This window comes from Alteromonas sp. W364, assembly GCF_031846205.1.
GTDB classification, from domain to species: Bacteria; Pseudomonadota; Gammaproteobacteria; order Enterobacterales; family Alteromonadaceae; genus Glaciecola; species Glaciecola blandensis.
This window is the reverse complement of the sequence record NZ_JAVRID010000004.1, coordinates 375,309-389,571: the sequence shown is the minus strand read 5'-3', so window position 1 is coordinate 389,571 and position 14,263 is coordinate 375,309. Positions and strand designations below refer to the sequence as shown.

At 43.1% G+C, this 14,263-nt stretch carries 13 protein-coding genes; 5 read left to right on the top strand and 8 right to left on the bottom strand.

Annotated elements, in window-relative coordinates:
- The first annotated feature begins 5 nt into the window (after nt 1–5).
- The 4 genes from hflD (at nt 6) to RM556_RS08995 (ending at nt 4,460) form a co-directional block, all read left to right on the top strand.
- Nucleotides 6–632: a high frequency lysogenization protein HflD gene (gene hflD, locus RM556_RS09010; protein ID WP_311360728.1), complete on the top strand. Its 627-nt coding sequence runs from the start codon at nt 6–8 to the stop codon at nt 630–632.
- 23 nt (nt 633–655) lie between these two features.
- A complete protein-coding gene (gene purB / locus RM556_RS09005) occupies nt 656–2,032 on the top strand; it encodes an adenylosuccinate lyase (RefSeq protein WP_311374405.1) in 1,377 nt (458 codons plus the stop codon).
- 152 nt (nt 2,033–2,184) lie between these two features.
- A complete protein-coding gene (locus RM556_RS09000) occupies nt 2,185–3,300 on the top strand; it encodes an adenylate/guanylate cyclase domain-containing protein (RefSeq protein ID WP_311374404.1) in 1,116 nt (371 codons plus the stop codon).
- Nucleotides 3,297–4,460: a JmjC domain-containing protein gene (locus RM556_RS08995; protein ID WP_311374403.1), complete on the top strand. Its 1,164-nt coding sequence runs from the start codon at nt 3,297–3,299 to the stop codon at nt 4,458–4,460. Before RM556_RS09000 ends, RM556_RS08995 begins: the two co-directional genes overlap by 4 nt.
- Before the next feature lie 119 nt (nt 4,461–4,579).
- Here RM556_RS08995 and RM556_RS08990 read toward each other — a convergent pair whose 3' ends face one another.
- Entirely contained in the window at nt 4,580–6,808 is a 2,229-nt protein-coding gene (locus tag RM556_RS08990) for an NADP-dependent isocitrate dehydrogenase (protein ID WP_311374402.1), read from the bottom strand.
- A gap of 433 nt (nt 6,809–7,241) precedes the next feature.
- On the opposite strand from RM556_RS08990, the gene RM556_RS08985 reads away from it, so the two are divergent.
- Entirely contained in the window at nt 7,242–7,703 is a 462-nt protein-coding gene (locus RM556_RS08985; protein WP_311374401.1) for a YchJ family metal-binding protein, read from the top strand.
- 26 nt (nt 7,704–7,729) lie between these two features.
- Here RM556_RS08985 and RM556_RS08980 read toward each other — a convergent pair whose 3' ends face one another.
- The 7 genes from RM556_RS08980 to hemA all read right to left on the bottom strand — a co-directional run bounded on the left by RM556_RS08980 (nt 7,730) and on the right by hemA (nt 14,063).
- A complete protein-coding gene (locus RM556_RS08980; RefSeq protein WP_311360619.1) occupies nt 7,730–8,374 on the bottom strand; it encodes an alpha/beta fold hydrolase in 645 nt (214 codons plus the stop codon).
- Nucleotides 8,375–8,383: 9 nt separating this feature from the next.
- Complete coding sequence (locus tag RM556_RS08975) at nt 8,384–9,346, bottom strand: lipoyl domain-containing protein (protein WP_311374400.1); 963 nt, start codon at nt 9,344–9,346, stop codon at nt 8,384–8,386.
- A gap of 45 nt (nt 9,347–9,391) precedes the next feature.
- Nucleotides 9,392–10,231 carry a 3-deoxy-8-phosphooctulonate synthase gene (kdsA, locus tag RM556_RS08970; protein ID WP_311374399.1) on the bottom strand — a complete coding sequence of 280 codons (840 nt, stop codon included), beginning with the start codon at nt 10,229–10,231 and terminating at the stop codon, nt 9,392–9,394.
- A 20-nt stretch (nt 10,232–10,251) separates the two neighbouring features.
- A complete protein-coding gene (locus RM556_RS08965; RefSeq protein ID WP_311360622.1) occupies nt 10,252–10,629 on the bottom strand; it encodes a SirB2 family protein in 378 nt (125 codons plus the stop codon).
- A gap of 129 nt (nt 10,630–10,758) precedes the next feature.
- Nucleotides 10,759–11,685, bottom strand: a complete 927-nt coding sequence (gene prmC, locus RM556_RS08960) for a peptide chain release factor N(5)-glutamine methyltransferase (protein WP_311360623.1) — start codon at nt 11,683–11,685, stop codon at nt 10,759–10,761.
- A 9-nt stretch (nt 11,686–11,694) separates the two neighbouring features.
- Complete coding sequence (prfA, locus tag RM556_RS08955; protein WP_311374398.1) at nt 11,695–12,783, bottom strand: peptide chain release factor 1; 1,089 nt, start codon at nt 12,781–12,783, stop codon at nt 11,695–11,697.
- Nucleotides 12,780–14,063 carry a glutamyl-tRNA reductase gene (hemA, locus tag RM556_RS08950; RefSeq protein ID WP_311360625.1) on the bottom strand — a complete coding sequence of 428 codons (1,284 nt, stop codon included), beginning with the start codon at nt 14,061–14,063 and terminating at the stop codon, nt 12,780–12,782. Before hemA ends, prfA begins: the two co-directional genes overlap by 4 nt.
- Nucleotides 14,064–14,263: the final 200 nt, after the last annotated feature.

Here is a 14,263-nt window from a genome sequence, read left to right as displayed (position 1 = left end):
ACATGATGATAAGCGCTGATATTGAACGTCAACTCGCTTTAGCTGGTGTATGTCAAGCGGCTGCGCTGGTGAAAAGCATAGCACAAACCGGTGAAGCTGATGCCGCAGCGGTAGAAGCGAGTATTTCGAGCATTTTAGTCGTTAACCCTGATAGTCCACAGCAAGTATACGGCTCCTTGCCAAACTTAAAGTTGGGCTTCATGACCTTAGTTGAGCAATTGAATAACGATACTCGTCAAAAAGATGCTCAAATAACCCGTTATGTTGCGTCGATTTTAAGCTTAGAGCGTAAACTATCGAAAAACAAAAAAGCACTTGGCGAATTGGGCGATCGAATCTCTCATGTGCAGAGACAACTCGCGCATGTTGATTTTGAGCACCAACAAATCATGTCATCTTTAGCGAGTGTTTATACCGACGTTGTCAGCCCCCTAGCCCATAAAATCCAAGTCGCTGGCGGTCAGCAACACTTAGGGCAAATTACCAATCAGCACAAAGTGCGGGCGCTACTACTAGCAGGTGTTCGCTCGGCCGTACTATGGCGACAAATGGGTGGTAAGCGTCGTCAAATACTATTTAACAAAAACCAAATTTTGAAAGCCGCCAAACAGGCTGTTCGAGTTATCAATTAATAAACCGTTTTTAAGGACCCATAATGAATTTATCTGCACTTACTGCTTTATCCCCCGTTGACGGCCGCTACGGCAGTAAGACCAGTGAACTAAGAGAGTACTTCAGTGAATATGGACTGATTAAACAACGCGTCGTTGTGGAAGTTAGATGGCTCCAAGCCCTGTCTAAACTTGAAGATGTGACAGAAGTACCCGCTTTTTCTGCAGAAGCAAATGCATTATTAAACGATATCGTCGACAATTTTTCCGAAACTGACGCTCAGCGCGTTAAGGACATCGAAGCGACTACTAACCATGATGTCAAAGCCGTAGAGTACTTTTTAAAAGAAAAAGTAGCGGGTAACGCTGAGTTAAACGCTATAAACGAGTTCATTCATTTTGCTTGCACTTCAGAAGATATCAACAACCTTTCCCATGCTTTAATGCTAAAAGGTGGCCGTGATGAGGTCTTATTACCCTATTGCGATAAACTCATTTCGGAACTCACTCGTTTAGCAAAAGAATACAAAACCATTCCTATGATGGCGAGAACACACGGGCAACCGGCTTCTCCAACTACCATGGGCAAAGAAATGGCAAATGTAGCCGTTCGCCTACGTCGCCAACGCGATCAAATAGCAGACATCGCTTTACTTGGTAAAATTAATGGCGCAGTCGGTAACTATAATGCTCACCTTAGCGCCTATCCAAACACTGACTGGCATAGTTTCGCAGCGTCATTTGTAGAGAGCTTGGGGATTACATGGAACGCCTTTACAACTCAAATTGAGCCGCATGACTATATTGCTGAATTATATGATGCTATTGCACGTTTCAACACTATCGTCATTGACTTCGACCGTGATATTTGGGGCTATATAGCACTCGGGCATTTTAAACAAAGAACGATTGCGGGTGAAATTGGCTCCTCAACAATGCCGCATAAAGTAAATCCAATTGATTTTGAAAATTCTGAGGGTAACTTAGGCATTGCTAATGCGATACTGGGACACCTTTCGAGCAAACTGCCGGTGAGTCGTTGGCAACGTGATTTAACTGATTCAACTGTGTTACGTAATCTTGGTGTTGGCTTGGCATACGCAGTAATCGCCTATCAAGCCACGTTGAAAGGCATCAGCAAACTGCAAGTAAATGAGCAAAGTTTAGCGGACGAGTTAGATAACAACTGGGAATTGCTAGCGGAACCTATCCAAACAGTGATGCGCCGCTACGGTATTGAAAAACCATACGAAAAACTCAAAGAGCTTACTCGTGGCAAAAAAGTCAACGCGACCGTTATGGCAGAATTCATCGACACCTTAGCATTACCGGACACTGTTAAGGCGGATTTGAAGCAACTCAGTCCTGCAAACTATATTGGTGATGCAATTAGGCTCGTTGACCAGTTGTTAAACGAGTAATTCTTTAACAAACTACTGTTGATGCGATGACTACTTAGGAAGAGCTTTAACAATGACTCACAAGGAAGTGTGTTGTGAACAAAATGATTAATCACCATAGCAATGGTCTTTTGCTAAGATGCATTTCACTGTGTCTTATAGGCATGGTTTGCTTGCAATCGATTAAGCTAGTTTGGCAAGCTGAGCTTATCGATATTCAAGCGCAGGTGATAAGTCTCCTACTTCATCTAATGTGCTTTATGAGTGCTAGCTTTTTAGCTTACAGCACTCATCGAACATTATCGAGGGTTCTACTCATTGGTGGCTTCATAAGCTTCCTTTGCACCGCTATCTTGCTGTGGCAAGCAGATTTACACATTCAATATTTTTTCATCGTCGGTTTGTTTGTTTGTCTCTTTTTATTTGAAGATTCAGAACGAATAGCAATGTGGGTAACTCTGTGCATACTCGGTGGATTATTTCTTTATTTTCAAATTATTCACGACTTCACCACACCCATTAATGCAGAGTTTACAGACGATATAGCAACCGTTAATGCCATTGTATTAGTACTCTCTTTTTTGGTTTGCGGCTTTTGGGTAAAACGACAACTCACTCATCAGAACACCACGACAAAACAAGAACTTATCCATACAAAAAAAGTGGTTGAGGCAATCATTCCCATGAATATGCAAGCTAATATTTCACATATAGCCAATAGGGACAAAAGTGCTCTTAACGTGGTAGAACATAATTATTGTGCTGTGTTGTTCGTCGATTTTGCAGGCTTCACTCCTTTTAGCTTATCTATGTCTGATGCCGAACTCGTCAGCTTTTTGCATCGTGTTTATTGCGAGTTTGATGATATTGCTAGCCAATTAGATGTGACTAAAATTAAAACTAACGGCGACCAGTATATCGCTGCCATTGGTATTGAAAATACGAAACTAAATGCTTACAACATTAGTCAATTAGCCTGCTATTTTAGCTTGCAGTTGCAAAGTACTTTTGCAAAAGCCTGTGACAACAAGTTACGTTTAAAAATAGGTATTGCCAGTGGCAACGTACTGTGTGGAATTATCGGTAAACTCCGTCCAGCCTTTGATTTGTGGGGCAATAGCGTAAACTTATCGTCTCGACTAGAGTCTTCGGCTAAAGGTGGCGAAATTCGAGTCTGTCCACAAACTATGCTGTATAGTAAACAGCATTATGCATTCTCGGAAGAACAGAAAGTCGAGTTAAAAGGCATAGGTAATGTTACGAGTTATAAATTACTAGGGCACAAATGATACTGAAGCAATTAGACCAAGCGGTATTCCTTCGAGATTACTGGCAAAAGAAACCCTGCATTATTCGCGGTTTCATTCCTGACTTTAACGATCTAATCGATGAAAATGAATTAGCAGGTTTGGCCATGGAAGATGATGTCGACTCAAGAATTGTGTCCAATAACAATGGCCAGTGGTCGGTTGTTCAGGGCCCAATAGAGGACTTTGAGCAGCATTGTACCGGCAGTTGGTCCCTATTAGTTCAAAGTGTTGACCGCTTTATAGACGAGATTGATGAGCTAAGTGACATCGTGAATTTCATTCCGCATTGGCGACTAGACGACGTCATGATGAGTTATTCCGTTGCGGGGGCTGGTGTGGGTCCGCACATCGATGAATATGATGTATTTATTATTCAGGGAAGCGGTAGCCGACGATGGCAAGTAGGTTTGCCGGATGCATATGAAACGGTGCTGCCTCACCCCCTATTGAAACAAATTAAGGGCTTTGAGCCAATTATTGACGAAGTCTTGTTGCCTGGTGATGTTGTATATATTCCTCCAAAACATCCCCACAATGGTGTAGCACTTGAAGCGTGTATGAATTACAGCATCGGTTTTAGAGCGCCGACCGATATCGAATTACTCACTGGGCTCATTGATGAAAATGCATATGAGATCAAAGAACCACAAAGATATACTGATGCTGATAGCATACTTGCACGCGGCATCAATAGTATGCCTAGCGCTGTTAGCTCCCATGAAATAGCAACACTGAAATCTAGTTTACGAAAACTGCTTGAATCTAAGGAGACAGATCGAGCGATCATGCAATACTTGAGTCATCAAGCTCTACCCGATTGTGAACCTTTAAGTGAGCCCTATTCAGCAGAAGAAATTCAAGACAAACTGCGAAGCCGAGCACAACTAAATAGGTTGGCGGGTGTAAAACCTATCTATCAGTCAGAACAGGGTGATGAGCACTTTGAATTCTTTATTGATGGAAACATGTTTAAAACCTGTGCTTCTATACGACCAGTGATAGAAAACCTTCTAAACCAAAGAAACGTTGATTTGAGCCAAGCTTGTTTTGATAAAGCGGTAGAAGATCCGCATTTTGTCAGTATCGTAACCCAACTGGTCAACAGCACGTATTGGGATATAAGCGATCTCCTTAGTTAACGGTCTTTCCACAGTTAACTATCCCTTCATCTCTTCATGAGACTCAAAAAAAAAGCTAAGTCGCTCGACTTAGCTTTTCACAAAACATTGTGAGAGTCATACTCTCGAGACTACCAATATTATACCGATGCTAGTACTGAATTTAAGGTTGCGCTAGGACGCATCGCCTTTGCTGCTAGAGCGTCATCAGCAAAGTAATAACCATTGACGTCAACACTGACACCTTGTGCTTCGTTCAACTCCGTCACAATTACATCTTCTTGTGAAGTTAAGCTTTCCGCGATAGGCCCAAATTGTGCTTTCAAGTCAGCATCACCATCTTGTGCAGCAAGCTCTTGAGCCCAATATAAAGCTAGATAGAAATGTGAGCCACGGTTATCAAGTTCATTGACCTTACGCGAAGGAGACTTGTTTTCCTGTAGGAATTTTGCGGTTGCACTGTCTAATGTATCAGCAAGCACTTTTGCTTTAGGTTTGTCATAATTCACGCTTAGGTGCTCTAAGGAAGCAGCTAAAGCCAAAAACTCACCTAAAGAATCCCAACGTAAGTGATTTTCTTTTTCGAACTGTTGAACGTGCTTAGGCGCTGAACCGCCGGCACCAGTCTCAAACAAACCACCGCCATTCATTAATGGAACGATTGACAACATTTTAGCACTTGTACCTAACTCTAGGATTGGGAACAAATCAGTTAGGTAATCACGCAGTACGTTACCCGTCACAGAAATTGTATCTTCACCTTTTGCACAGCGCTGTAGAGTAAACTCGGTCGCTTCAACCGGACTCATTATCTGAATGTCTAAGCCAGCTGTGTCGTGTTCCTTCAAGTAAAGGTTAACTTTCTTAATCATCTGCGCATCATGTGCACGGTCTTCATCCAACCAAAAGATAGCTGGCGTATCGGTTGCACGAGCGCGAGTCACTGCAAGTTTTACCCAGTCTTGAATAGGCGCGTCTTTTGCCTGACACATTCTCCAAATGTCCCCCTCTTCCACTTCGTGTGACAACAAGGTATCTCCTGCGGTGTTAACAACACGCACAGTGCCCGCTCCTGACATAGTGAAGGTTTTGTCATGCGAACCATATTCTTCTGCTTTCTGTGCCATTAAGCCAACATTCGGTACGGTACCCATTGTTCTTGGGTCAAACGCACCATGTTTCTTACAGAATTCAATCACTGATTGAAAAACACCTGCATAATTACGATCAGGGATCATAAATTTGGTATCTTTCTGCTTACCATCCGGTCCCCACATTTGACCTGAAGCGCGGATAGCTGCTGGCATTGATGCATCAATGATAATATCACTTGGCACATGAAGGTTAGTAATACCGCGGTCAGAATCAACCATTGCCATCGGCGGGCGAACGGCATACACGGAATCGATATCAGCTTCGATTTCGGCCTTTTTATCAGCTGACAAATTAGCAATTTTGGCATACACATCACCAAGACCGTTTTTAACGTCAACACCAAGTTCTTTGAAGGTTTCAGCGTGTTTTGCAAACACATCTTTATAGAAAACTTCTACTGCATGTCCGAAAATCACAGGGTCAGACACTTTCATCATCGTTGCTTTCATATGCAGCGAAAGTAAAACGTCTTGCTCTTTCGCAGCGTTAATTTCTTTGTCAAAGAACGCCATTAATTTAGACTTGCTCATTAAAGATGCATCAATGATTTCTTTGTCTAATAGCGATACTTTTTCTTTAAGCACTGACACTTCGCCAGATTGGCTAACAAACTCAATACGTACATCTTGTTCACCTGAAATAGTAGTCGACTGCTCGCTACCATAAAAATCACCCGCTTCCATGTGTGATACATGCGATTTCGAATCAGCAGACCAAGCACCCATTGAGTGAGGGTTGTTTCTTGCGTACTGTTTTACCGAGCTAGGAGCACGACGGTCAGAGTTGCCTTCACGCAAAACAGGGTTAACAGCAGAACCTAATACTTTTGCGTAGCTTGCTTTGATAGCTTTTTGTTCGTCAGTTTTAGCATCTTCTGGGTAGTTTGGAAGCGCGTAACCTTTTGCCTGCAATTCTTTAATTGCCGCCTGAAGCTGTGGTATGGATGCACTGATATTCGGCAACTTAATGATATTGGCTGCAGGTGTCTTAGCAAGTTCACCCAACTCAGCAAGTGCATCGCCAATGCGCTGTTCTTCAGTCAGGTAGTCTGGAAAGTTTGCAATGATACGACCAGCTAATGAGATATCACGCGTTTCAACTTCAATGCCTGAAGATGCTGTGTACGCTTTGATGATTGGTAACAAAGACTGGGTTGCCAATGCCGGCGCTTCATCTGTGATTGTATAGATAATCTTTGGTGTATCAGTAGTCATTAAAATTCCTAATGCTGGTTAACGTAAAGTAGATGTGCTTCAAAAGCACAGCCATGCGCAGTAATGTTTGCTTAAGAGCTAATTTGTTGTTTGTTTTCATCCAAAAACAAAAATTAACGCGACTTTTTTCAAACACAACGCAAAATTCTGGAGCGTGATTTTAAAGGAAATCGAAGCATTTTTATATAGCTATCAGACCAATTGCGCACATGAACCGAACTGATCGGACGAGTTATGAACAATTCCTGTTGCCGATAACCCGGGCAACAGGCACCTCAGGGCTCTCATCATGTCATTTTTTGTGTTTATGTAATAAAACAACAGTTTTTACATGATCACTTTCCCTCCCTTGAGTTTTAGCCCGCTATCAAACCGCTAAGCAATCTTTTATACTTCAATTTTTAAAATTTGGATGTTCTACGAAGAGGCCTTCATGCAATGCTACTGCGGAAGTAAAAAAGCGTTTGCGGAATGCTGTGAACCGATTATCGACAAGCGTTGCGCTGGTTCAGCGGAACAATTGATGCGTTCACGCTTCAGCGCGTACGCGTGTGCACGCTATGACTATATTTTGGCAACTTACACCCCTAAAAAGCAGCAAGAGTTAACCATTGCTGAACTTGCTCAAAGTGCAGAAAATACAACATGGTTGCAGCTAAGAGTGCTCGATTCACAAACAACTAACACAACTGCTTCTGTTGAATTCATTGCAACATACCGCATGGCTAATGAATTTTGGCAAATGCACGAATGCTCTAGCTTCGAGCATATTGACGGACACTGGTTCTACAGTGAAGGTAAGGAAGGTGAACAATCAGGCAAGCTCAAGCCGGAGCGAAACGCACTTTGCCCGTGTGGTAGTCTAAAGAAATTTAAAAAGTGTTGTTTAAGCTAAGACACGATTAAAAAAATCAAGCTTACTTAGTGGACGAATTTACCGCTTTGCAAAAAGCATAAAACTTGTTCAATGACTTTTTGGTTTCGCATCATAAATGTGTGTGTAACCGGCAAGGTAACATGGTCTGCCATCCCCTCTAGCTTTGAGCTTTCTACAGACACTTTGCCATCATTAGGCATCGGTAGCATAGTTGACAATATTAAGTTGATACTGCGTGAGCCTGCGATAATGCCTAACTCAAAATTTGCAGGGCCTAGTTGTGCAGGCAGGCCGTTTTCACTGGCTGATAATTGCAGTCCCGCCGGGCCGTTAATGGTTTTAAAGCCAGGTAAGGTATTTAAAGCATCAACAACTTCGCTACCTTGATTAGGTGGCCCTAACATCACAACCCTTCCAAGGTTTTCAAGTTCGTTGTCTTGTAAAAACTTTCTAACTAAAATGCCACCCATGGAATGTGTAACAAAATGAACTTTTGAATCAGGCGCTTGTTTCTCAATCGTTTTCTGGATAGCTATATCAACTAATGATTCTATGTCGTGTTTAGTGGACGGATAATCGACGTTTACAACATGGTAGCCTTCGTTTTCGAGCGCGGAAGCAAGCTTGTTCATCGAGCCGGCGTTGCGGGCCAAACCATGCAATAAAACGACTGTTTCTGCCTGTTTCATCAAGCGAGGTCACATAAATGTTGCGATGAATTGTTTAATAAGAGGTCCTAATCCAAAGTAGTGATAAGCCCCCGCAAGTATTCCTGCTGCAACGACCATTGCCATAAAGATAACAAAACCATCCTGTCGCTCTGTTTTTTCAGCTTCAGTTTGTGCGTCTGAATCGCTAGGTCCTTCAACGTCAGCATCTGTTTCCTCAGCTATAATGACTTCTGGAACACTACTTCCATTTTCAGCCAGTGCATCAGATGTACTTTCTTGTTGCTGGGCCTCTTGTTGGCCTGCTTGTTCAGTCTCTGCATCTAGCGTGAACACTGGGTCAATGCGCTCGTTCGATTCAGTAAGAGGTGCTTCAGTGGGCTGTTCTTCTGGTTCAGAAGTTTGCGCGGTGTTAGGCACTTCCTGTGTTGCTGATGCCCGTTTTTCATTGAGGTATGAATTAAGAGACAATTCGTCTTCTGGACTTAACGCGACTTCTACTTTGGAATCTGGATTGCTTTCTAGCGCTGCTTCATATACAAGCTCTGCTTCAGGTTCAAGCTCTGACTCAGATTCAAGTTCTGCTTCAGATTCAAGCTCTGATTCAAGTTCAAGTTCTGCTTCAGGTTCAAGCTCTGCTTCAGGTTCAAGCTCTGCTTCACTTGCCAGTTCTGGTTTAGGTTCGCCCGCCAATTCAGCGCTAATATCCGCTTCGATCATGGCTTGTATATGGTCAACATCTTCTTGATAGGTATCTTCGTCAGCATCTACCACACAAATGAGTGACTCTTGTTCTAAGCTCTCGCCAACTGCCACATTGATCGACGTTATCACGCCATCTTCTGGCGCCACGATATCTAAGATGACTTTGTCCGTTTCAATTTCAAATAATACGTCTTCTCGTTCAACTCGTTGACCGACTTCACAGTGGATAGTTACCACTTTCACCTGCTCTGCATCCTCAGGTAAAATGGGTACTCTCATCTCAATCATGATTGTCTGTCCTTGTTCATTATTCGAAACGTTAGGGTTTACTAATTATTTAATATTTAGGGGCTCAAAGCTTTTGATGAGTTCATCTACAGCTTTCATTTGCGACAAATATCCCTCTAACTTATCGAGAGGCAAGGCACATGGGCCATCACATTTCGCTTCATCAGGGTTTGGATGCGACTCAATAAATAATCCTGCAATCCCCAAAGCCATTCCGCTTCTAGCCAGTTCTGCCGCCTGTTGACGTCTGCCGTCAGCCGAATCTGTTCTACCGCCGGGCTTTTGAAGCGCATGCGTGGCATCAAAAATCACTGGAGCCATTGCCTTCATCTCGTCCATACCCAGCATATCAACCACTAAGTTGTTATAACCATAGCAGGAGCCTCGTTCACATAAAAGTACTTGCTGATTGCCAGCCTCAGCAAACTTATTAATGATATGGCGCATTTCATGAGGTGCTAAGAATTGCGGCTTCTTAACGTTAATGACTGCACCTGTTTCAGCCATTGCAACTACTAGGTCAGTTTGACGCGCTAAGAAAGCAGGTAGTTGAATGACATCCACAACTTCAGACACCGACTTTGCTTGGTGCGGTTCATGAACATCAGTAATGATTGGCACATTAAATGTTTGTTTGATTTCTTCAAAAATCTTCAATCCCTCGTCCAAACCAGGGCCGCGGTAAGAGTTCACAGAGCTTCGATTCGCTTTATCAAAAGAAGCTTTGAAAACGTAGGGAATACCAAGTTTGTTAGTTACCTCGACATAGGTCTCTGCAATACTCATTGCCAGATCACGAGACTCTAAAACATTCATGCCTCCGAATAGAACAAACGGTGTCTTATTGTCGACATTGATATTCTGTACTTTTACATTGGAAATCAAATTACTTACCTTTTAATGACTTATGCTAAAAACGAAAACGGTTGTTTTGATACTGCAATAGAAGCAGTTAAGCCTACCCAAATGATGGCAGAGGCAAAACCAATGACGCGAGAACGGTTGTTTTTCGCCCATTTCAGTGCGAAAAGACCAGACACGATGTATAAAACGACACCAATGACTTTACTGGCAACCCAACCATCTACCTGCATCATACTAGACATGGTAAGCAACCAAACAGCAGAAGCTAATAACACTGTATCCACGACATGTGGCACAATTTTCAGCCATTTCTGTTGGAGCATCCCGTGCCCTTTTATCGTTAACACGAAGCGAAACGAAAACAGAGCTAGACTTATCACTACTGCCGTTACGTGAAGGTGCATTGCCATTTGATACATTTTATCTTCCTTTCATTTTTATTTTTATTGTTAGTGGTAGTGTTAGCTGTAATGTTAGTGTCGCTCTAAACCCATGTTCAGCTCGTCACTGCCACTTAATACAAATAAGAACAAAGAGTTTATAACCTACTAGCCAGGAAATTTACCCATTGTTGCTCTATCTAATTTGTTTAAATCTTGTTTTGTTTCTACCTCAACAAACCCTGCTTGGTTCATCAACTCTTGTATAGCTTTCGACTGCTCAAAACCGTGTTCGATGAGCAAATAAGCGTTTGTTTTTAGAAACTTGCTTGCTTGGCTGATAATATGCCTGATATCAGACAAGCCGTCTAGCCCCGATGTCAACGCAGAATCAGGTTCAAAACGCAGATCACCGCGCTCTAAATAGCTAGAATCGGATTCAACATACGGCGGATTAGTGACGATCAAATCAAAACGCGCCTGCTCTTCAGGTCTGTTCAGCCTTGGCTCAAATGCGCTAAACCAATCACTGAGAATGCACTGTATGTCAATGCCGTTTCGTTTAGCATTGTCTTGCGCGAGAGCCACTATTGAGGGTTTAAAATCACAAGCTGTTACTTGCCAGTTAGCTCTTTCTGACTTTATCGCCAGCGCAATCGCGCCAGTTCCGGTTCCCATATCCAAGACCTGAGCATTTTCGCACAAGGGTAACCCAATTGCAGTTTCGACTAAGGTTTCGGTATCTGACCGGGGAATTAAGGTGTCTTTAGAAACGGCAAGTTCGAGCGTCCAGAAAGCCTGTTTACCCGTGATATAGGCGATCGGCTGCCCCTCTACTCTGCTCTGTAAACACGTGCTCAATCTGCTTAACTGAGCGTTTGTTAAACGCGTGTTGGCATGCGTGATCAATTGAACGCTAGATAGCTCGCAGGCATGCTCAAGGAGCACCTTGGCCTCAAAGTCAGGTTCATTGAACTCAAGTTCAGTTTGGTTTTCTCTCAGAATTTGTTTACTGAGCTTGAGCGCATCATCAACGCTGACACCAGGTTGAAGGCGCTCATTGATACGTGTGCTTATGTCGACACTAGTTTGCATCTACGCTACTTAGTATTCTTCTGACAAAGACGCGAGCATATCCGCTTGGTGCTCTTGTCGAATTGGCTCCATTAACGCGCCCAAATCCCCAGCGATGACATCGTCTAACTTATATAGGGTAAGGTTGATGCGATGATCGGTTACTCGACCTTGCGGAAAATTATAAGTACGAATACGTTCCGAGCGATCTCCGCTACCCACTAAAGAGCGACGTGTACTTGCTTCTTCTGCATTGCGTTTATCGTCTTCAATCTGATTCAAGCGTGCTTGCAATACTGACATAGCGCGAGCACGGTTTTTATGTTGCGAACGCTCGTCCTGACACTCTACAACGACACCGGTAGGAATGTGCGTTAATCGTATCGCAGAATCCGTTTTGTTAACGTGCTGACCACCCGCACCAGACGCTCTGAAGGTATCGACGCGGAGATCAGCTGGATTAATTTCAATGGCTTCAGACTCTGGGATCTCGGGTAATACCGCGACGGTGCATGCCGAAGTATGTATGCGACCTTGTGACTCAGTTTCTGGCACACGCTGCACACGGTGGCCGCCAGATTCAAACTTCATCACACCATAAGCACCATCACCACTGATGTTAACAATGATTTCTTTGTAGCCGCCATGATCGCCTTCATTGGCACTCATCAGTTCTAAACGCCAACCTTTGGTTTCTGCATAGCGACTGTACATACGGAATAAATCACCCGCAAAAATAGCCGCTTCGTCACCGCCAGCACCGGCACGGATTTCTAAGAAACAACTATTGTCATCGTTAGGGTCGGTGGGTAACAACAAAATTTGCAGACTGACTTCTAACTCTTCCACTTTTGCCTTAGCGTCTTTTAATTCTTCTTGCGCCATTTCACGCATTTCTGCATCGTTTTCCTGTAGCATTTCAAGCGCTGACTCAATATCTTCTTGCGCACTCTGGTAAGCACCAAATTGCTTAACCACTTCTTCTAATTGTGAATATTCTTTTGATAAATTTCGGAATTTATCCTGATTACCAATCACTTCAGGGTCACCCAAAAGGGCCTGTACTTCCTCGAAACGTTCAACTAAGGATTCTAATTTACTGACAACTGACTGTTTCATTCTTTTCCTGTTTCTCTATTTTCCGACACGTCTAAACCTAAGGATTTCGCCAGTAAATTCAGTTGTGTTTCTTTAGGCATCTTACTCGCCTGCTGCAACGCTTTTGTGGGCCCATGCAACATAGCTTGAGTGAGTTTAAATGCTAATTCCTGCATGGCCTCTTCCGCCGCCACACCATCATTGATTTTATTTAAGGCTTTTTGAAGCAATTCATCTCTTTGTCCATGCGCTTTTTCACGATAAGACTTAATTAAATCGACATTTTGAAAATGCTGTTGCCAATTTGCAAACTCTTGCACTTTGCTGGCAATCATTTGTTCTGCTTGCTGAGCGGCGACTTCTCTATTCGCAACGTTTTGCTCAACGATATTTTGCAAATCGTCAACCGTGTAAAGATAAGCGTCGTCCAATTCGCTCACCTCTTGTTCTATATCTCTTGGAACCGCTAAATCTATCAATAGCATGGGTTTGTGTTTACGCTGCTTCAAAGCGGTAGCGACCATTCCCTTGCCAATCAAAGGCAAGGAACTCGCAGTTGAACTGATCACAATATCGGCATGCGCTAGGTGCTCTGGTACCTGGCTGATTGTTATCCCTTCCCCGCCTAGCTTTTCAGCTAAATCAGACGCTCGAGATAAAGTTCGATTCGCCACTGTGATTGATTTCGTCTCTGCATCAACCAAATGCTTTGCCACTAACTCAATGGTTTCGCCCGCACCGACAAGAAGCACTTGGCTTTTATCTAAGCGTGAGAATATTTGTTTGGCTAATTGTACTGCAGCAAATGCGACTGATACTGCATTCGCACCGATGTCTGTGTCGGTGCGTACTCGTTTGGCGATAGAAAAAGTCGATTGAAATAGTTTTTCAAACTCGGTGGCGATTTTTCCCGCATTCTTAGACTCTGTATATGCTTGCTTTACTTGACCTAAAATTTGTGGCTCGCCGATAATCAATGAATCAAGGCCACATGCAACTCGCATCAGGTGCTCGATCGCCTCGTTATCATGCTTCACATACGAATGCTGAAGCACTAACTCACTGCCTGTTTGATGGAAATCGGCTAGCCAATGACTCAGTGCGATTGCATCGTCTTTGTTAGTCGCTTTTGCATACACTTCAGTCCGATTACATGTAGACAAAATGACCATTTGCTCTGCATTTGTCGTTCCTGGGAAGGACTTTAAAGCTTGAGCAAGTTTATCTGGAGAAAAGGCAACTTTTTCCCGCAGCTCTACCGGTGCAGATTTGTGGTTAATGCCTAGTGCAATGATGGTCATTTAGTCGGTTTAGCTTGCCAAGATTAGTTTAGTCGCGGCATTGTACGAAAAAGCGAATATGATTGAAAGAAATAGCCAATAAAGATTTTTTGTCGATTTATCGCGTAAAACTGATAATCTTATAACAGTCTAGGGCGGCAGGAGTTTACACACGCTCACAAGCACTGACTGCCAATATCGAAACTAACAACAGAGGTTCT

Excerpts from the sequence above, each read along its gene's own strand:
- hflD (WP_311360728.1), top strand. The coding sequence starts at position 6 with ATGATAAGCGCTGATATTGAACGTCAACTCGCTTTAGCTGGTGTATGT.
- purB (WP_311374405.1), top strand. The coding sequence starts at position 656 with ATGAATTTATCTGCACTTACTGCTTTATCCCCCGTTGACGGCCGCTAC.
- RM556_RS08995 (WP_311374403.1), top strand. The coding sequence starts at position 3,297 with ATGATACTGAAGCAATTAGACCAAGCGGTATTCCTTCGAGATTACTGG.
- RM556_RS08990 (WP_311374402.1), bottom strand. The coding sequence starts at position 6,808 with ATGACTACTGATACACCAAAGATTATCTATACAATCACAGATGAAGCG.
- RM556_RS08985 (WP_311374401.1), top strand. The coding sequence starts at position 7,242 with ATGCAATGCTACTGCGGAAGTAAAAAAGCGTTTGCGGAATGCTGTGAA.
- RM556_RS08980 (WP_311360619.1), bottom strand. The coding sequence starts at position 8,374 with ATGAAACAGGCAGAAACAGTCGTTTTATTGCATGGTTTGGCCCGCAAC.
- RM556_RS08975 (WP_311374400.1), bottom strand. The coding sequence starts at position 9,346 with ATGATTGAGATGAGAGTACCCATTTTACCTGAGGATGCAGAGCAGGTG.
- RM556_RS08965 (WP_311360622.1), bottom strand. The coding sequence starts at position 10,629 with ATGTATCAAATGGCAATGCACCTTCACGTAACGGCAGTAGTGATAAGT.
- prmC (WP_311360623.1), bottom strand. The coding sequence starts at position 11,685 with ATGCAAACTAGTGTCGACATAAGCACACGTATCAATGAGCGCCTTCAA.
- prfA (WP_311374398.1), bottom strand. The coding sequence starts at position 12,783 with ATGAAACAGTCAGTTGTCAGTAAATTAGAATCCTTAGTTGAACGTTTC.
- hemA (WP_311360625.1), bottom strand. The coding sequence starts at position 14,063 with ATGACCATCATTGCACTAGGCATTAACCACAAATCTGCACCGGTAGAG.